Here is an 18,607-nt window from a genome sequence, read left to right as displayed (position 1 = left end):
TGAAAGTTGCGGCCGGAATGGAGAAGATCGCTTGATGCACGGATACGACTTTCGCCCTTGCTAATAGACACAGAAATCAGAGGCGCCGCGCCTGCGGCATCGTTGTACCTCCAATTATGGTCAATAAATCCCTAACGGACCGTTTACGGCCGATTGCCCCGAGATATCGCCCGCCTGAGCGGCATTCGCATCTGCTGGTGCCGGCTTTTGGGGAGGGTACTGGGAAGTGGCTTCGATCATAACTGCAGCCGTGGACAAACATGCAGCTTGTGGCGTTACGATGGCGGCTGAAATAGAAAAATCCGTAGCTATGCAAACGTTTTCGCGTGGGTTGCAAACTGCCTGCCGAGACAGCATCATCCCGCGCATGAACGGACAGAATCGATTTGCTCCTCCGTCCAGCGGACAGCAAACCATTAAACGAAGCGACCTGTTGCGGCAGCTCCGGCGTGTCGGGCTGCGCCGTTTGACGACCATCGTGGCGCCAGCGGGTTACGGCAAGACCTCGCTCGCCGTCCAATGGTACGAATTGCTGAAGGATGATGGAGTCAATCTGTGCTGGGTGTCGCTCGATGCCGAGCACACGAGCCAGGAAGCCTTTCTGCTGGCTCTGATCGATGCATTGCAGACGCTTCTGGACGAGGACGGAGCGGATGCGGGCAATCTGCCGGCAGCGGCGCTCCTCTCCGTACTCACGACGAGGCTGCGCAAGATCCCGGGGCCGCTCGTGATCTTCCTCGACGATTATCACTTCGCCCAGACGGATGCCACCGAGGCGCTGATGGCGAAGATCCTCGCCGATCTTTCGCTCGAACATGTGAAATTGGTGCTGGTAAGCCGCAGTCCGCCGCGTTTTCCATTGTCGGCATTGCGCCTTCGTGGCGAGTTCAAGCAATTCGGCGTCGCCGAACTCGGTTTTTCCGATGCCGAAGCGCGGGAATTGTTTGCCGGCAAGGGGACCCGCCTGACCGAAGAGCAGGTCGGTTCCTTTAACCGCCGGACCGAAGGCTGGGCCGTCGCGCTGCAGATGGTGAGTCTGCTTGTCTCGGAATCGGAGGAAAGCGACACGATCCTCGCCTCTTTCGATGGCGGCGGCGCGGATATGGGATCCTATCTTTCCGAGCAGGTATTCGAGCATCTGCCTGAGGAGATCCGCCAGTTTCTGACCGAGATCGCCGCGCTGCCTGCTTTCAATCATTCGCTGCTCGAGGCGGTATTGGAAAGCGGGGAGAGGGTAGGTTGGATCGAGCGCCTGAACGAATATGCCCTTCCTGTCACGCTGCTTGCCGGGCCGGGCAACTGGATGCGTTTCCACCCGGTCTTCAACGAATTCCTCAAGCAAACCGCCAGCCGCAGGGGCGTTGACGCCAAACGCGTGCTGAACCGGGCAGCGCGCTGGTTCGAGGTTCAGGGTGATATCGACCGGGCAGTACAGCACGCGTTGTCAGCCGGTGACGCCAATCTTGCGGCAAGTATCGTGGAGCGAGCCGGCGGTTGGCGGCGGGTCTATGCCACGACGCGTGGCGGTGCGACGCTCTTCCAGGCGTTGAGCGGGCGAGCCTCGGAGATTGATCTCAGCCGGTTTCCGCTCGCTACCCTCGGGCTTTCGATTTTCAATGCCAAGGCTGCCCAGCTTGCCGCCGCCAATCATTATCTTGTCATCGTAGAGCGCGCCGCCGCGGGCGATGAGATCCTGGCAAAGGATCTGCGCGTGGTACGCATCCTGCTTGCGCTTTATACCGATCACTGGGCGAGCGCTGCCGATCTTTCCGCGCTGGAAAATGATCTGCAGCAACCCGACGGAATGGAACTCATCCATCGGGCGCTGGCGCTCAACATGCTTTCCTACAATTTCCTGATCCGCAGCGAGCTTGATCGGGCATTGCACTATGGCCATCTGGCCATTCGCGCCTTTCGCGACGGTGGCGCCGATTTCGGCGCCATGCATCTCTACACGCATATCGGTCAGGCCTTCTTTCTTTCGGGGGATAGTGCAAGCGCACTCTCCGCCTATGACGACCTGATCGCCGAGGCGCAAACCAACATCGCTGCGGGCAGCGATCTGGACGCCGTCGGCCAGGTGTTGAAGGCCGAAATTCTTTCGATGCGCGGCGAAACCGCAGCCGCTGCCGACATGTTGGGATGGGCGCTGCCGCATCTTGAGCGCCATGATACATGGTTCGATCTTCTCGCCGCCGGGTTCATGGCCGAACAGCGGACGCTGCGAATGCGCGACGATGTCCTGGCTGCCCACGCGGCCATGGATCGCATCCGTGCGGTGGCGCGCCGCCGCGGTTTCGACCGGCTTACCCGCCTGATAGATCGCGAGCGGGCAATGCTTCTGATGGAGTCGGGTGATCTCGACCAGGCAATCCGTCATGCCGAGGCCAGCGGATTCGGCATACAGGCGATCACTTCGGATCGCGCCAACATGCTGTCCATCCACTTGCGCGGGGCGACGCCGGCTATCTTCTGGACGCGTGCCTATTTGGCGCTTGGCGAAGTTGCCAAGGCGCGCGAGGTGTTTGATCAGCTCACGACGCGTCAGGCCCAGCGCCCGCATGTCCCGCGCACCATCGAGCTTGCGCTCCTCGAAATCGGGATCCTGATTGCCGAGGGCCGCAGTGAGATTGCAGCCGCGCGCCTTTCCGATCTTGTGGTGACCACACCGCTCGGCGACTACCGCGCGCTTCTCCATCTCGATCGTGCAGCCGGGCTGGAAGAGCTCCGTGCGCTTGCCAATCATCCAAGCGTTGCCACTGTCACCCGCAAACGCGTTCAGGCCCTATTGAATAGCGCCGGTGCAAACCAGCAGCCTGCCCCGGACGAGGATCTGTCGTCGTTTACCGGGCGCGAGCGCATGGTGATGGAATTGCTCACCGCGGGGCTTTCCAACAAGGAAATCGGCCGCACGCTGTCGCTTTCCGACAATACGATCAAGTTCCACCTGCGCAATATTTTTGCCAAGCTCAACGTCTCGACGCGCACGGCCGCGGTGACGGCAGCACGACAAAAGGGCATGTTGAACTGATACCTACCCGAACGGGTAGGGTATGATTCGCTCACCCACCCATCGGGAAGGCTATCGGGGAAGAAAAAAACACCTAATCTGCGCTCGTGCGAATATAATAACGGGGGTAGATTCGTGGTCATCGTCGATCCAGTGACCCAGGAGATTATCGAGGGTAAGCTGGCTGCAACCGTCGACGAGATGGGCGTTGTGATGGCCCGGACCTCGATGAGCCCTGTGATCTATGAGGTGCTGGATTTCGCCTGCGGTCTGCTCACCCGTGAGGGAGAGCTGGTGGCACAGATGAACGGCATCACGCTGTTCACCGGCACCTTCGGCACACAGGTCAAATCGCTGATTGCGCTTTATGGCGACGATCTCGAAGACGGTGATATTCTGCTCACCAACGATCCCTATTCGGGCGGCACGCATGCCTGCGATTTTGCCATCGTCAAGCCGATCTTTTTCGATGGGCGGATCCTGGCCTATGCCATCAATGTTGCCCATTATCTCGATGTCGGCGGCTCGGTTCCCGGCTCGCTTGCGCCCAACGCCACCTCGGTCTTTCAGGAAGGGCTGAGGCTGCCGGGCGTCAAGGTCGTGCGCAACGACCGTTTCTCCGGCGAGGTCCTGCGCATCATCCGTGAAAATGTTCGTCTGCCCGATATCGCCATCGGCGACCTGACCGCGCAGGTGGCCACGGTTCGCGTCGCAGCCCGCCGGATGGGCGAACTCGCACGGAAATACGGTACGGCAGTCGTCGAGGCTGCATTCGATCACCTTCTTGCGATGAGCGAAAAGCAGGCGCGTGCTGCCATCGCCGCTTTGCCGGACGGGGTCTATGAGTCCCGAGACATCATCGACGGCGATGGCGTTACCACCGACCCTATCGAGGTCCGGATGGCCGTGACCATTGCAGGCGATCGTTTGACCGCCGACTTTACAGGCTGCCCGCCGGCAGTGGCGGGGCCGATCAATTGTGCGGCAGGGGCGCTGCAATCGGCCGTACGCACCATATTCAAGGCATTGGTGGCGCCGCAGGCACCTTCCAACGAAGGCTGGTTTCGGCCACTGGACGTCATTGCACCGCAGGGATCGGTTTTCACCGCAGAGAAGCCTTCTCCCACGGGTTGGTACTATGAGGGCTCCGTCCATGCCTCTGAGCTCGTCTGGAAGGCGCTTGCCGGGCTGATGCCGGAGCGGTTCTCGGCCGGCTCCTACACGAGCCTCTGCGTCGTCTACATCTCCGGTAAGGATGCGGCGGGGCAGCCGTTCATCCATATCGAACCGCAACATGGCGGCTGGGGGGCTAGCAAGGACGCGGACGGCGCAAACGCGTTGATCGCGCTCACCGACGGTGACACCTACAACTATTCCGTCGAGGTCATCGAGGCACGGTTCCCGCTGATGGTGCGTCGCTACGCGCTCAATCTAGAAGGTGGATCGGGTGCTGGTCGCCGCCGTGGCGGTTTCGGTGTCATTCGCGACTATGAAGTTCTGGCGGACGGCGCATCGGCCTATTGCAGCTTCGGGCGGACGGAAACACCACCCTGGGGGATCGAAGGCGGGGCTCCAGGCACGCCAAATCTGTTGCAGGTGGAAGATTCTGCAGGCCAGGTCAGCAATTTCGGCCGGGAACCGCATATTGCGCTCAAAAGCGGTGACCTCGTGCGCATCATTACCGGTGGCGGTGGCGGCTGGGGCGAGGCACGTTCTCGCGAGGCCGAGCATGTCCGTCGTGACGTCGAAGACGGTTACATCTCCAAGGAGACGGCGCGGAACCTGTATGGGTTTGATGAGAGGATGGCGGGATGATCAGGCTGGCGACGGATGTAGGCGGTACCTTTACCGACCTCGTCGGCTATGACGAGCGCACTGGTGAGATTTTCACGGCCAAAAGCCTGACGACCGTGCATGACCAATCCGAAGGCGTGCTTTCGGCCATCGATCTTGCCGAACGGAAGGATGGGCTTTCCACCCGCGACGTCATCTTCTTTGCCCATGGCGGCACGACCGTCATCAACGCGATCACCGAGCGCAAAGGCGTCAAGACCGCCCTTGTCACCACGGCAGGCTTTCGCGATGTTCTGGAAATAGGTCGCGGCAACCGCCCCGATCTCTACAATCTCCAATTCAAAAGCCCGGAACCCTTCGTGCCCCGTAGCCTGCGCTTCGAAGTGCGCGAGCGCCTGGACGCCAAGGGACGGGTGCTGACCGCGATCGAGCTTGGCGATCTCGAGCCGATCATTCGCGAATGCCGGGCGCGCAATGTCGAGGCTATCGCTGTCATCTTCCTCCACAGCTATGTCAATCCCAGCCATGAGATTGCCTGCGCGAAGGCCCTGGCAGAGGCCCTCCCAGACGTGACGATCTGCGCCAGCCACGAGGTCTCCCGCCAGTGGCGGGAATATGAGCGCTCCAATACCGCCGTACTCAATGCCTATGTGCAGCCGATCATCAAGCGTTACTTCGCAAGGCTCGAGAGCGCGTTGACCGAGCGCGATCTCTCCTGCCCCTACTACGCCATGCAGTCCAACGGCGGTATCTCGACCTTCGATCAGGCGCAGATGAGCCCGCTGACACTGGTCGAGTCAGGCCCTGCCGGTGGCGTCGCGGGTGCTGCGCGCATCGGTACGCTGCTCGGCCAGTCGGAAGTGCTTTCGCTCGATGTCGGCGGCACGACGGCGAAATGCTCGTTGATTCACGACAGCCGACCGACGCTAGACAGCGAGTACAAGCTCGAACACACCCGCATCGTTCCGGGCTATCCCGTGCAGGTGCCGGTCGTCGATATCGTCGAAATCGGCGCCGGCGGCGGCTCCATCGCCCGTGTCGACGAGCGCGGTGCGCTGCGTGTCGGCCCAGAAAGTGCCGGCTCGACGCCAGGACCTGCCTGCTACGGTCGGGGTGGTGACAAGCCGACGCTTTCCGACGCACTGCTGACGCTCGGCATCTTCGATCCGGCAAGTTTTGCCGATGGCCAGATGCAGCTCGACAAGGGCAAGGCGGCTGCCGCAATTGCGACCGTCGCCAAACCGCTCGGGCTTTCGGTCGAGGATGCAGCGCTGGCCATCGTCGAGATCGCTCATGCCTCGATGATCAATGCTTTGAAGCTCGTCACCGTTCAGCGCGGACACGATCCGCGCGATGCCGCCTTTGTCATCTCCGGCGGCGCCGGGCCGGCGCTGGCTGCGCGCCTCGGGCGCGACCTCGGCGTGCAGATGACGGTGGTGCCACCACATCCCGGTATTTTCTCGGCTTGGGGTATGCTTGCGGCCGAGCCGCGGGCAGATTTTCGCAGCACCTGGTTCTCGCCTCTCGTGCCGCAGGCGGTCAGCGATTTGAAGCGGCGCTTCGACGAGCTGAAGCGTGATGCCGTTGCCTATTTCGCCAAGGGTAATGGCGCCGACATACGCTATGCCTGCCGAGTGGAAGCCCGGTATCGTGGCCAGGAACACGGCGTCTTCGCTCGCTTCGAGCTCGATGACGATGTCGGAAGCTTCGCAGAGCGCTTCCACGCGGCTCACGAGCGTGCCTACGCCTTCCGCCTTCCGGCTTCGCCGATCGAGATCACCATGATCCATCTCGAGGCGGTGTTGCATGGTCCGGTCATTGCCATTCCGAAGCTGACATTGGCGGATCGCTCGCTCGACGCTGCCTTCAAGGGTGAGCGCCAAGTCTATTTCGGTGGAGAAACAGGCTGGGTATCCTGCCCGGTTTACGAGCGCACGAAGCTGCCGCCGCTGAAGGGCGTCTTTGGCCCGCTTATCGTCGAAGAGGCAACGGCGACGTCGCTTGTCGTTGCCGGACAGGAACTGGAAGTGACCGACGAAGGACTGCTGCTCATCCGTGAATCTGATGGGGGACATGTCTGATATGGCGATAGCGATCGGTCTCGACCATATCGTCAGGAGCTACGGGCCGGTGCGCGCTGTCGATGACGTCACACTCGATATCAGGGCAGGGGAGTTTTTCACCCTGCTTGGCTCGTCGGGTTGTGGCAAGAGCTCGCTCCTGAAGCTGATCGGCGGCTTTGACAAGCCGACCGACGGGCGCGTTCTTTTTGACGGAAAGGATATGGCGAGCGTTCCTGCCAATCGTCGGCCCGTCAACACCGTGTTCCAGTCGCTTGGGCTCTTTCCGCATATGAACGTGGCCCAGAATGTTGGTTACGGGCTGAAATTGCGTGGGCTATCCGGCGGTGCGCTGAAGACAAAGGTCGAAGACGCCCTGGAGCTGGTCGAGCTTTCCGGCTTCGCGGATCGGGATGTCAATCTTCTCTCGGGCGGCCAGCGCCAGCGCGTGGCTCTTGCCCGGGCACTTGTCATGGAGCCCGGTATTCTGCTGCTGGACGAGCCCTTGACCGGGCTGGACGAACGGCTGCGCCAGCAGATGCGCGACGAGTTTGGCCGGCTCCACAAGCGAACAGGTGCGACCTTCATTCTGGTGACCCACAATCAGGACGAAGCCCTTAGCCTCTCCGACCGTATGGCGGTGATGCACAAGGGCCGCATTGAGCAGACAGACGCGCCGGCGCGGTTCTTCGAGGCTCCTGCCAATGCGTTCGTCGCTCGTTTTGTCGGCATCGATACGCTGTTGAAGCCTGAGAGCATCTCTATTTCGGGCGACAGGGCCGTGGCGGTGATTGCCGGCCAGAACCTGAATGCAACATTTTCCGGCACGGCGCCCGCCAATGCTCTCGTTGCCATTCGTCCCGACCGGATTGAACTCGTCCCGGCAGGGGAAGATGCGAGTGAAACAATTGAACTTAAGGTTGTCGAAAGTATCTATCGCGGACTCAGCCATGACGTTACCCTCGCTTTCGCCGATAGCCAGCGTTTGGTGGTGACGACCGGCGCGGATGCAGTACCGCCCTTGCCGGGCAGAAGCGTGCGCGTACGTCTGAAGCCGGGTGGCGCGCTCTTGATTGATCGTTCCGGAATACCTGCCCTGAGTGAAGGCGATGAGTAGAACCCGAATAGCTGAAACACGCGAAAATAAGGGAAGGGAATGACATGATGAATAAAGGAAATGATCCCGTCTCCTCCGCTTTGAGGAGCAATCTGCAGCGTCGAGATATGCTGAAGCTGATGGGTGCTGGTGCGGCTGCGCTATCCGTCGGTGGGCTTGGCGCCACGCGCGCCATGGCTGACGATGCGACGGTTGCGTTCTGGGGCACGGCTACGCTTGACATCGGCGATAAGTGGCAGGAATTTACGCGCCAGAGTGGTGTTTCGCCCGAATTTACCGACAATGGTAACGATGTCGGCCCGGTCGTCGCGCGTCTTGCCGCTGGCAATGCCAATGATCTTTTCGATGTTGGTGGTTTTCAGGGTGGTGCCGAGCGCGAACTCGCCAAGCAGGGGCTGATCGCTCCTTGGGACGTCTCAAAGATCCCCAACTTTGCTGGTATCTGGCAATGGGCCAAGGATATCCCGACCTTGACCTATGAGGGCAAGCAGTACGGCATCCCCACGGTCGTCAACGCCGACTCGATCATCTATCGTCCCGACAAGCTCGGCAAGGTCGACAGCTATGGCGTCATCTTCGATCCGAAGCTGAAGGGCCGGGTCGCGATGGAAGATGCCTGGATCAACAGCGCCATCTTCACCGCCATCTACCTTAAGGGCGCGGAGAACCAGCCGATCAAGGATCCTGGCAATCTCTCCGAGTCTGAACTCGGCCTCGTCATGGAATTCCTGATCAAGCACAAGAAGGATGGCCAGTTCCGTACCTTCTGGAATGGCTGGGAGCAGGGCGTGCAGCTGGTCGCCAACGAGGAAGTCGATGCGATGACCGGCTGGGAGCCGATCGTCTACGAAGGCCGCAAGCGCGGGCTTCAGGTGGAGTATGCCGCGCCGGTCGAAGGTTACGAAGGCTGGGGCAACAACACGGTCCTGCTCAAGGGCGCCGCAGAACGCGGTAAGGCCGACGTCGCCCACAAGTTCGTCGATGCGCTGCTTGCTGGCCTCTATGGTTGCGAACTGGGCAAGGCGCGCGGCTATCTCGTGCCGACCGACAACAACCTCGCTTATGCCAAGGCACATCCGGACGAATACAAGGCCGACGACGTTGCCAAGCTTGCCGACCATGTGAAGGCCAAGTTCTCCGGCAAGGTCTATTGGCAGAATTGCCGCCCGGACAATTTCCAACTCTACGAAGAATGGTGGCAGAAGCTGCGCAACGCTTGATGTGATGCGATGGACCGGGGCTGGCCAGTTTTCCCGAGAGGGTAGGTCGGCCCCGAGCCGATGGAGACGACCTGATGAACCTGGATAGAAGTGGAGGCAGATTATGAAGACATCAGTTCTATTGCTGGCTGCCCCGCTTGCGGTCATTCTTGTGCTTGGCCTCGCGCCGCTGGTTCTCGTTGTGGTCTGGAGCTTCTGCGCTTGGGATTCCGCAACCTACTGGATCAAGCCAGAATTCAGCCTGGCTGCCTATGGCGCTATCCTCGAAGCCGGGCGGTGGAGCGTGTTTCTTTCCACGCTTGGCAAGGCGTTTCTGACGGCCAGCATCTGCCTCGTTATCGCCTATCCTACGGCCTATGCGATGTATTTTCTGGCCGGGCGTAAACTATCCGTCGTGCTTGCGGCACTTCTGACGATTCCTTTTTTCACCTCCTATCTCATTCGTTCCTTTTCCTGGCGGTTGCTGCTTGGGCGCACCGGCGTTATCAATACGCTGCTTATGCAGGCGGGGATCACGGACGCGCCGCTCGATTGGCTGTTGTTCAGCGATTTCGCCGTCATTGTCGGACTTGTTGCATCCTATCTGCCGTTCGCAACCTTCCCTGTTCTGCTCTCCATGCGTCGCGTCGATACAGTGGCGATGGCGGCTGCACGTGACCTTGGTGCCGGCTTCTGGACCATGGCGCGCACGGTATTGCTGCCACTTACCTATTCCGGTGTCTTCGCGGGCTTCCTGTTCGTCTTTGTCATGGTCGCGGGGTCCTCGACCGAGGTGCAGATGCTCGGCGGTGCCGGCGCATCCATCGTCTCGATCATGATCAACGATGTCATGCGTGTCGCCAATTTCCCGCTCGCCTTTGCGATCTCGACCCTCATGCTCGTCATCGTCTTCGGATTGGTGCTCATCGGAGACGCCATATTCGGCCTTTCCTCCCTGTTCGAGGATCGCAGCCAATGATCGTCAGAGAGGGAACGAACCCGCGCATCATCATATGGACGCTGACCATTGCCGGCCTGGCCGTGATCTACGCGCCGCCGCTCTATCTGCTGGGCGTTTCGTTCAATCCGTCCCTGCAGCCCGGACTGCCGCATTTCTCGGATCTCACCCTGCAATGGTATGTTGCGCTTGGTGGAGAAAGCGCACTCATTGCCGCGCTTGGCCAGTCGCTCATCATTGCTCTTGCTACGGCGGTCATTGCGACGGTGTTGTCGCTCGGTGCGGCCCTGGCATATCGCGAGCTTCATCGCGGCCGCAGCATCTGGTTCCTGACCGTGCTTTTGCCGATGTTCGTGCCGGGCGTCATACAGGGGCTGGCGCTCTCGACGGTCATCAGCCGGGTTGGCGTAAAGGCTTCGGCCCTGACTGTCATTGCCGGCCATCTTTTGTGGGCGATGCCCTTTGCCTTCATCGTCATTCTGACGAGCTTTGCCGCCGTCAAGCGGACCTATCTGATGGCGGCCGACGATCTCGGCGCCAGCCGTTTCCGGCAATTCCGCGACATCACCTTGCCGCTTATCCGACCGGGTCTCGTCAGCGCCTTCATCTTTTCGTTTTTGCTGTCCCTCAACGAGTTCACGCGCGCCTTCTATCTGGCGGGGCGGCAAAACACGTTGCCGGTGGTGTTGTTCGGCAAGATGAATGCCGGGGCGTCACCGACCATTTATGCGATGTCGGGGGCCATCTTTCTTATTTCCAGCGTTTGCGTGGTGGTGGTGGCACTGCGCGCGCTGCTCATGCAACGCAGACCGGGTTGATCGATATGAACATGCGACTGACGGACCACAAAATCCGCCTGCCCCTAATCCTCCATAAACGGGAGTATAGAGGATGACACAAGAGTCCAAGCTGATGGCGCTGATCCGCGCCGGAAAAAGGCAAGAGGCGCTCGATATGGTCGAGCGGCTCAAGATTAGTGCACAATCTATACCGACCTCGATCAAGGTCGATCGGACCGGTTGCGTGAGCTATTACAAGGGAAACCGCCGTTTTGTGAGGAATACGCAGGGCTGGTGGGAGCTGGCGCCAAAGAAGAAGTAGGCTGCCGTCATGACGGCATATGCCATTCAGCGTGCCCATCCCGTTGTCTCGCGATGTCGTGCCGCAGGCCGCGCTCTGCCGAAGTCGACCGGTACCCGTGCCAAAGCCGTTTAAAAGAACAACCCACCCGAGCGCCGCCGCCCGGCTTTTACAGACCGCTTCTTTCGATAAGGGTGACCAAGATACTGCAATGACAACAATTTATATCAATTAAACCAATATCTTTTAGATGTAAAAACATTAGAAAATAGTATATTTAGAAATATAAAATTAACGCGCGCAATCTAAGGTTTCCTGGATCGTCATCATCATAGATGACCAGCCGATCGAAGGAGCCAGGACCATGATTCGTGTTTCTGATTTCAACAGGGCCAAAGAAGGCACAGCCGCTGTCGAGTTCGCTCTGATCGCGCCGCTTTTCCTGCTTATGCTTCTGACGCTGATTGCTTTTGCAATCTATCTCACCGCCGCCCATTCGCTCCAGCAGCTGACGGCCGACGCCGCACGCACGGCGGTCGCGGGCATTTCTGCGACTGAGCGAACGCAGCTCGTTCAGGATTTCGTCACGCGCTCGACCATCAACGATGCCTTCCTGACGAAAGACAAGCTGACCGTTACCGTCGCGACAGATCCGGCGAACGCCAATCAGTTCACTGTCAGCGCCAGTTACGACGCATCCGCTCTTCCGATCTGGAACCTCTATACCTTCGTCATGCCGGATCAGACGATCCGCCGCTACTCCACGATCCGGATTGGAGGGCTGTGATGAAGAAGCTTTTCGAATGGGTCGCCCTCTGGCGCGACAGACGCGGAAACGTCGCGATCACCACGGCGCTCGTTTCGCCTCTGATCCTTTATTGCCTCGGCCTTGGCATCGACTACGGCATGATGACGCTGCAGCAGCAGCGCCTGCAGCAGCTGAGCGATATCGGCGCCATCACGGCCGCTTCGAATATTACCAGCGCCAACAGCACGCTTCTTGCCAATCTTCAGTCGAACGGCACCACCGCCGCTCTTGCCACGGGTAGCAACTATCTGACATCCAACGGGCCCATCACGTCTGCCGCCGCCAATTCAGGGCAATATGAAACATTGGCCAACATGGTTCTCGGAACCTACAAGGCAGATACATCGATCGCGCCCGCGAACCGCTTTTCTTCGGGTAGCACTCCAGCCGACTCCGTGAAAGTGACACTCACTCAGAAGGCCCTGATGCCTTTCTCATCGGCCTTTGCAGATGCGCCGACGCTCAGTGCAACGGGTACCGCCACAAGCGAACGCCTGGCCGCCTTTTCCGTCGGGTCGCGGCTGGCGAGCCTCGATGGCGGTATTCTCAACCAGCTTCTGGGGACCCTTCTCGGAACGAAAATATCGCTCAAGCTCGTCGACTATCAATCGCTCATCGGCGCGAAGATCAATCTTCTGAGCTTCCTCAATCTTCTGGCGACGGACCTCAATCTCACGGCACTCAGCTATAATGATTTGTTGGCCACCGATGTCACCTACGACAAAATTCTGGGCGCACTCGGCAAATCCACGAACCTCTCCCCTGCGGTCGTTACCATCATCAACAATTTGGGTAAGTCGCTCGGCAAAACGAAGGTCACCCTCAAGCTCCAGGATCTCCTGAATCTTGGACCTGACGGTAAAAATATCGTCGGGACAGGCCCCAATCTGTCCGTCAACATGAGCGTGATGAATTTCCTGTCGTTGACGGCCATGGCCGCCAATCAGCAAAGGCAGATCTCTATTGACCTTGGCGCCGCACTTCCCGGTCTCTTGACGGCCACAATGACATTGGCGGTCGGCGAGATCGCGCAGCAGACGCCATCCCTCGCGGTGGGCGCGCCAGGCGCTACCGTTCGCACGCCGCAAGTGCGTGTCATGGTCGACGTTGCCGTCACGGGATTGTCGATCATTGCTGGGCTGAAGCTCAGAATACCGCTCTATATCGAACTGGCACCCGCCGAGGCCAAGCTCGCCTCGATCACCTGTGTCGGCGGCAATATGCCCAACGCCGTCGTCGGCATAGACGCCGTGCCTGGGGTTGCGGAAATAGCTCTCGGAGATGTGGACCCCACGGCCTTCGTGAATTTCGGCACCAAGCCCAGGGTCACGCAGGCAGCCATCATCGATTCCCTGCTTCTGCGGGTCCTTGCAAGCGCACAGATCGACATCGCCAACATGACGCCGACGCGGGTGACGTTTCAGCCTTCGGAAATCTCCAATGGCACCATCAAGACGGTCTCGACCCGAGATGTCGTGACGTCGCTGATCTCGTCGCTGCTCAAGAATACCAACGTCACCATCCAAATTCTCATCATCACCATCGGTACGCCGAGCGGGATATTGTCCGCTCTTGCCGATACGCTTTCCGTTATCACGGCTCCAGTCGATCAGCTGCTCTATAACCTGCTGGGACTTCTCGGCATCGGTGTCGGGCAAGCGGACATACAAGTCACAGACGCACGCTGCCTGCAGCCCGTTCTCGTCCAATAAAGGCAGGCGTGATTGAAATGGGCCGAGTACCGGTGCACTCGCACCGGGCTCCGTCTAGCGCGCCGCTATTATCCCGACGCGCGAGATATCGAACACGTGATGATGCGCAATCGAAGCTGCGCCTATCGCCCCTTCGTAGGAACCCAGCGTGGAAAGCATCACCGTCGGGGCGGGGATGCCGGTGACGATACCGTCGCGCACGCCCTGTGAAATCTTGTCGATGTTTGCTTCTGCGAGCGTGGCCACCGGCCCGCCCAAGAGAACAATGCTCGGATTGTAGAGATTGACGAGCGAGACGAGGCCGAGAACGAGCCAGTGCACGAAGGAATCCATTGTCTCGATGGCCGGGGTATCATTGCTGCGCGCAGCTTCGACGATTCTTTTCGGAAGATGCGCAAGCTCGATATCGGAAAGACTATGCGCTCCCAAGAACTGCTGGGCGATGGCGCCAAGGCCGATCTTGCTTTCCAGGCAGCCCCTGTTTCCGCAGCTGCATTGCGGACCGTCATCCGAGAGCCTGAGATGACCAAACTCGCCGGCCGTACCGTTTGCTCCCCTCAGCAGCCTGCCGTCGACGACGACCGCACCGCCGCAACCCGCATCGAGCTTCAGAAAGAGGCTGCAGCTATTGGGCAGGGAAGGATCGTTGTAGGTGCAGCCGAAGGCTCCGGCATTGGCGTCGTTCTCGATGAAAAACGGCAGGTCGATCAATTCGGAAAGGAGGTTGGGGAAATCGATATCGCGCCATCCGACGATCGGCAGGTTCACGATAAAGCCGTCGGAGCGGACGATGCCGGGAAAGGCAATACCTATTCCTTTGAGGCGCTCGCGATAGATCGGATTGGCCTTGAGCCGGTTGACTTGCCGCGCAATCTCTCCGGCGACCTGCTCGGGAGACATCTGGTTGTGAAACGGTATCTCGCTTGCGTCTATGACTGTGGCTGCCAGGTCCAGCAGGGCGAAACGCAATATGTCGACGCCGACTTCGACACCGAAGAAGAATGCGCCGGAAGCATTCAGGGTGACACTGGTTGCAGGCCTGCCTGGCTCACGATTGGTCTGCCGGCTGGCAACAGGCGACTGGATGTCCTGGACGAGGTTTTGTTCGATGAGGTTGTTGACCAGGCGGGTCACGGTGGCGGGCGTGACGGAGAGGTGCCGCGCGATCTCGATCCGGCTGGCCTGTCCCTGGACCCGAAGCATGGTCAGGATAGTCAACTCGTTCAGATATTTCGCTATCGTCTGATCTGCCAACGCCCCACCGTCCAATTTTCCCGTTGATTCCAGCCTATATCAGCATCCAGAAATTCCGTGTGCTTTTTCAAAAATATTTTATTTCTTTTGTAAAAAAATGATAGAAGGGAAATGAGGATGGTTGAGCTGGCGGGGAGGCCAGCTTGCTCGATCTATCGAAGCGAGGAGTTATCGATGCCGGCTAAGAATGAACGACGTCTTCGCATAGGCGTGCTCGGTGCGGGCCAGATTGCCCAGGCGGCGCATTTTGAAAGCTGCACCAAGGCCGCAAATGCGGACCTTTACGCCATTTGCGATGTCGCCGACGATCTGCGCGAGCGGATGGCGATCACCCATGGGGCTGACAAGACCTACGCCGACTATGACAGGATGCTGGCCGATCCCGATCTCGACGCTGTCATCATCGCGACAGCGGATGCCTTTCATGTGCCCGCCTCCATCAAGGCTCTACAGGCCGGTAAGCATGTGTTGTGCGAGAAGCCGGTCGGCGTCACCGTTGAAGAGTGCCTGGAGCTCAAGGCCGCTGTCGAGACCTCGGGCAAGACCCTGCAGGTCGGCCACATGAAGCGCTTCGACGCGGGATTGCAGGCGGCCAAGAGTTTCATTCACGACGAAATGGGCGAGATGGTTGCTCTCAAGGCATGGTATTGCGACAGCACGCATCGCTACCCCATGACCGACGCGGTTCAGCCGCTGATCGTGACCAGCGCCAATGCCAGGAAGCCGTCTCTCAACCCGAAGGCGGATCTCAGGCGTTATTACATGCTGGCGCATGGATGCCATCTGATCGATACCGCGCGTTATTTCGCCGGCGACATCGTTTCCGTCCATGCCAGGCTATCCGAGCGCGGCGGCATCTGGTGCTGGTTCGTTGATGTGGAGTTTGCCTCCGGCACACTCGGCCATCTCGATCTCACCGTTCAGGTGCGCATGGACTGGCACGAAGGTTTCCAGATCTATGGCAAGAACGGCAGCGTCCTCGGCAAGACCTATAATCCCTGGTACTACAAATCGAGTGAAGTCGATATTTTCCGGGAAGCCGATGGCGCGACCCATCGCGTGCTTGGCGCCGATGGCCATTTCTATCGCCGGCAGGTGGAGGGCTTTGCCCGCACCATTCTGGATGGGGCGGCAATGGAGGGCGCCGATATCATTGACGGTCTCGCCTCCGTGCAGGCGATGGTCGCAATTGCCCGTTCGGTCGAGAGCGGCAAGGCGGTGGCGCTTGCCGATGTGACGGGTGGTGTATGATGAGGCTCGGCATTTTCGCCAAGACCTTTGACGGCACGGATCCCGCAACCGTTCTCGGGGCCGTGGGCGATGCCGGCTTTTCGGCTAGCCAATATAACATGGCGTGCTCAGGCCTTGCCTCAATGCCTGACGAAATCAGCGATGAACAGGTCAGGTCGATTGGCGAAGCGGCCGCAAAGACTGGCGTGGAGATCGTCGCGGTTTCCGGCACCTACAACATGATCCATCCAGATGTCTCCGTGCGCCAAGTGGGGCACCGGAGGCTGGAGGAACTTGCCAGGCATTGCGCGGGGATGTCGACCGGTCTGATAACGCTCTGCACCGGCACGCGCGATCCCGTCGACCAATGGAGAGCGCACCCCGACAATGATCTGCCGGATGCCTGGCGGGACCTGCTGGAAGCAATGGAAACGGCGCTCGAGATTGCCGAGCGCTATGACATCAACCTCGGTATCGAGCCGGAACTGGCCAATGTCATCAACTCGGCGGAAAAGGCACATCGCCTGATTACGGAACTTGGTAGTCCGCGACTGAAGATCGTCATGGACCCGGCCAATCTCTTCGAGGTCGCAACGCTGCAGGAGCAGCGGTTAACAGTATCCGGCGCCATCGATCTTCTCGCCGACCGCATCGTCATGGCCCATGCGAAGGATCGCAATCCGGACGGCAGCTTTGCGACTGCCGGCAAGGGCGTACTCGATTACCCGCATTATCTGGGCAGGCTGAAGGCTGTTGGTTTCGATGGCAGTCTGGTCACCCATGGTCTCTCGGCCAATGAAGCGGCGGGCGTGGCAACCTTCCTCCAAAACATCCTTTCGGGCGGATCGGCTGGAGACGGACGATGAACCGCACGGCTTCGTTTGAAACAAGGGACGGCACGTTACTCAATGTCGATATGGCAGGTGCTTGCGCTCCCGTCATCTTTCAGCATGGATTATGCGGGGATAGCCGACAGACCGAGGAGGTCTTTCCGCTCGATCTCGGCTTTCGCCGGATCACCATCGAGGCGAGAGGTCACGGCGGCTCCCAGCTCGGCAATCTTGATCGGCTATCCATCGCCACCTTTGCCGATGACGTGGCCTCCTACATCGAGGCGCAGATCGCCGCGCCGGTCGTGCTTGGCGGCATCTCCATGGGGGCTGCAATTTCGCTGCGTCTGGCGGTCACGCGGCCCGATCTGGTGCGTGCCCTCGTCATTGCCCGGCCAGCATGGGTAACCCAATCGGCGCCAGAGAATATGGCGCCGAATGCGGAGGTTGGGTGCCTCTTGCAGACAATGTCACCCGAGGATGCCAGAGCCGAGTTTCTCGCCGGCAAGATCGGGCAGCGGCTGGCCGGTGAGGCCCCGGACAATCTCGCATCGTTGCTGGGCTTCTTTTCGCGCCTGCCACATGACGTCACCGCAGCTTTGCTGACGGCCATTTCCGGCGATGGGCCTGGCGTCACGGATGCTCAGGTGCGTGCGATCACCGTGCCGACTCTCGTCATCGGCCATGAGCGTGATGTCATTCATCCACTTATCCATGCGCAGGCTCTCGCGGAAATGATCCCAAGCGCGCGCTTCGTCAAAATTACACCCAAGGCTGAAAACCGCTCGCAATATCTGGCCGATTTCCGGATGGCGATGAGCAATTTTTTCAAGGAACTGACTGACAATGACTAGTCCCTCCAAGAGCTGGATTGCCGATCTTCCCCGCGATCGACTGATCGGTGAATTCTCCGTCTGGTCCGCCGATCTGGTGCACCTTGCCGATGATCTCACACGCGTCGATCCCTATGTCGATGTCCTCCATATCGACGTTGCCGATGGTCACTTCGCTCCGGCCATGCTGTTTTTTCCCGATCTGGTCGCCGGCGTGAGAAAGGTTTCCTCGCGCCCGATCCATGTCCACCTCATGGTGGCAAACGATATCCTTCTGCCGCAGATCGAGCAGTTTGCCGACGCCGGCAGCGATCTGATCAGTATCCATCTGGAAAACGAGGCTGTCGCCGAGGCCGCGCTGGATCTGCTGGATCGTCGCGGCATCGCCGCCGGCATGGTGCTCAAGGTCGAGACGCCAGTCTCGCTGGTGGAGAAGTACGTTGCGCGCCTCGATTTCCTGACGCTTCTCGGCACGGCAATCGGCGTCAAGGGGCAGGGTCTGGACGAGCGGGCAGGCGAACGGCTGCAGCAGGCCAAGCGGCTTATTGATGGATGCGGTGCGACGCACAGGATCGTTCTTGCGGCCGACGGCGGTATTCGCGAGCACACGGTTCCGTTGCTGCGTCAGTCCGGAGCGGAGACGGTCGTTCTCGGCTCTCTCGCGTTCAATGCCCCATCGCTGCAGGAAAGAATGGCGTGGCTGCACGCACTTTGACACGGAG

15 protein-coding genes are annotated in these 18,607 nt (G+C 59.6%); 14 read left to right on the top strand and 1 reads right to left on the bottom strand.

Annotated features, from left to right (window positions below; genetic code table 11):
• The first annotated feature begins 433 nt into the window (after positions 1–433).
• The 10 genes from ACQZ6F_RS05820 (at position 434) to ACQZ6F_RS05775 (ending at position 13,738) form a co-directional block, all read left to right on the top strand.
• The gene (locus ACQZ6F_RS05820) at positions 434–3,031 is read left to right on the top strand and encodes a LuxR C-terminal-related transcriptional regulator (protein ID WP_449093018.1); all 2,598 of its coding nucleotides are present in this window, start codon (positions 434–436) and stop codon (positions 3,029–3,031) included.
• A 114-nt stretch (positions 3,032–3,145) separates the two neighbouring features.
• Positions 3,146–4,825: a hydantoinase B/oxoprolinase family protein gene (locus ACQZ6F_RS05815; RefSeq protein ID WP_449093017.1), complete on the top strand. Its 1,680-nt coding sequence runs from the start codon at positions 3,146–3,148 to the stop codon at positions 4,823–4,825.
• Complete coding sequence (locus tag ACQZ6F_RS05810; RefSeq protein ID WP_449093016.1) at positions 4,822–6,885, top strand: hydantoinase/oxoprolinase family protein; 2,064 nt, start codon at positions 4,822–4,824, stop codon at positions 6,883–6,885. Before ACQZ6F_RS05815 ends, ACQZ6F_RS05810 begins: the two co-directional genes overlap by 4 nt.
• 1 nt (position 6,886) lies before the next feature.
• Positions 6,887–7,981, top strand: a complete 1,095-nt coding sequence (locus ACQZ6F_RS05805) for an ABC transporter ATP-binding protein (protein WP_449093015.1) — start codon at positions 6,887–6,889, stop codon at positions 7,979–7,981.
• A gap of 47 nt (positions 7,982–8,028) precedes the next feature.
• On the top strand, positions 8,029–9,201 hold the full coding sequence (locus ACQZ6F_RS05800) for an ABC transporter substrate-binding protein (RefSeq protein ID WP_077471583.1): 1,173 nt from the start codon (positions 8,029–8,031) through the stop codon (positions 9,199–9,201).
• Between the two features lie 103 nt (positions 9,202–9,304).
• Positions 9,305–10,159, top strand: coding sequence for an ABC transporter permease (locus ACQZ6F_RS05795; protein ID WP_449093014.1), 855 nt, complete (start codon positions 9,305–9,307; stop codon positions 10,157–10,159).
• The gene (locus tag ACQZ6F_RS05790; RefSeq protein WP_449093013.1) at positions 10,156–10,956 is read left to right on the top strand and encodes an ABC transporter permease; all 801 of its coding nucleotides are present in this window, start codon (positions 10,156–10,158) and stop codon (positions 10,954–10,956) included. The genes ACQZ6F_RS05795 and ACQZ6F_RS05790 overlap by 4 nt, the downstream gene beginning before the upstream one ends.
• Positions 10,957–11,029: 73 nt before the next feature.
• On the top strand, positions 11,030–11,239 hold the full coding sequence (locus tag ACQZ6F_RS05785; RefSeq protein ID WP_449093012.1) for a hypothetical protein: 210 nt from the start codon (positions 11,030–11,032) through the stop codon (positions 11,237–11,239).
• 343 nt (positions 11,240–11,582) lie between these two features.
• The gene (locus tag ACQZ6F_RS05780) at positions 11,583–12,005 is read left to right on the top strand and encodes a TadE/TadG family type IV pilus assembly protein (protein WP_068395620.1); all 423 of its coding nucleotides are present in this window, start codon (positions 11,583–11,585) and stop codon (positions 12,003–12,005) included.
• Complete coding sequence (locus tag ACQZ6F_RS05775; RefSeq protein ID WP_449093011.1) at positions 12,005–13,738, top strand: pilus assembly protein TadG-related protein; 1,734 nt, start codon at positions 12,005–12,007, stop codon at positions 13,736–13,738. The genes ACQZ6F_RS05780 and ACQZ6F_RS05775 overlap by 1 nt, the downstream gene beginning before the upstream one ends.
• Positions 13,739–13,792: 54 nt before the next feature.
• On the opposite strand, the gene ACQZ6F_RS05770 is transcribed toward ACQZ6F_RS05775, so the two are convergent.
• Positions 13,793–14,992 (bottom strand): ROK family protein, encoded by a 1,200-nt coding sequence (locus tag ACQZ6F_RS05770; protein WP_449093010.1) that lies wholly within the window; start codon positions 14,990–14,992, stop codon positions 13,793–13,795.
• A gap of 174 nt (positions 14,993–15,166) precedes the next feature.
• Here ACQZ6F_RS05770 and ACQZ6F_RS05765 point away from each other — a divergent pair, with 174 nt between their 5' ends.
• Genes ACQZ6F_RS05765 through ACQZ6F_RS05750 form a run of 4 tightly spaced genes read left to right on the top strand, consistent with a single transcriptional unit; the run spans position 15,167 to position 18,600 of the window.
• The gene (locus ACQZ6F_RS05765) at positions 15,167–16,243 is read left to right on the top strand and encodes a Gfo/Idh/MocA family protein (protein WP_449093009.1); all 1,077 of its coding nucleotides are present in this window, start codon (positions 15,167–15,169) and stop codon (positions 16,241–16,243) included.
• Complete coding sequence (locus ACQZ6F_RS05760; RefSeq protein ID WP_449093008.1) at positions 16,243–17,088, top strand: sugar phosphate isomerase/epimerase family protein; 846 nt, start codon at positions 16,243–16,245, stop codon at positions 17,086–17,088. The genes ACQZ6F_RS05765 and ACQZ6F_RS05760 overlap by 1 nt, the downstream gene beginning before the upstream one ends.
• Complete coding sequence (locus ACQZ6F_RS05755) at positions 17,085–17,906, top strand: alpha/beta fold hydrolase (protein ID WP_449093007.1); 822 nt, start codon at positions 17,085–17,087, stop codon at positions 17,904–17,906. Before ACQZ6F_RS05760 ends, ACQZ6F_RS05755 begins: the two co-directional genes overlap by 4 nt.
• Complete coding sequence (locus tag ACQZ6F_RS05750; RefSeq protein WP_449093006.1) at positions 17,899–18,600, top strand: ribulose-phosphate 3-epimerase; 702 nt, start codon at positions 17,899–17,901, stop codon at positions 18,598–18,600. Before ACQZ6F_RS05755 ends, ACQZ6F_RS05750 begins: the two co-directional genes overlap by 8 nt.
• The last annotated feature ends 7 nt before the right edge of the window (positions 18,601–18,607 follow it).

Source organism: Rhizobium sp. A22-96, assembly GCF_053521805.1.
Note: the sequence above shows the minus strand (reverse complement) of the source record. Positions and strands in the feature narration are given on the sequence as shown.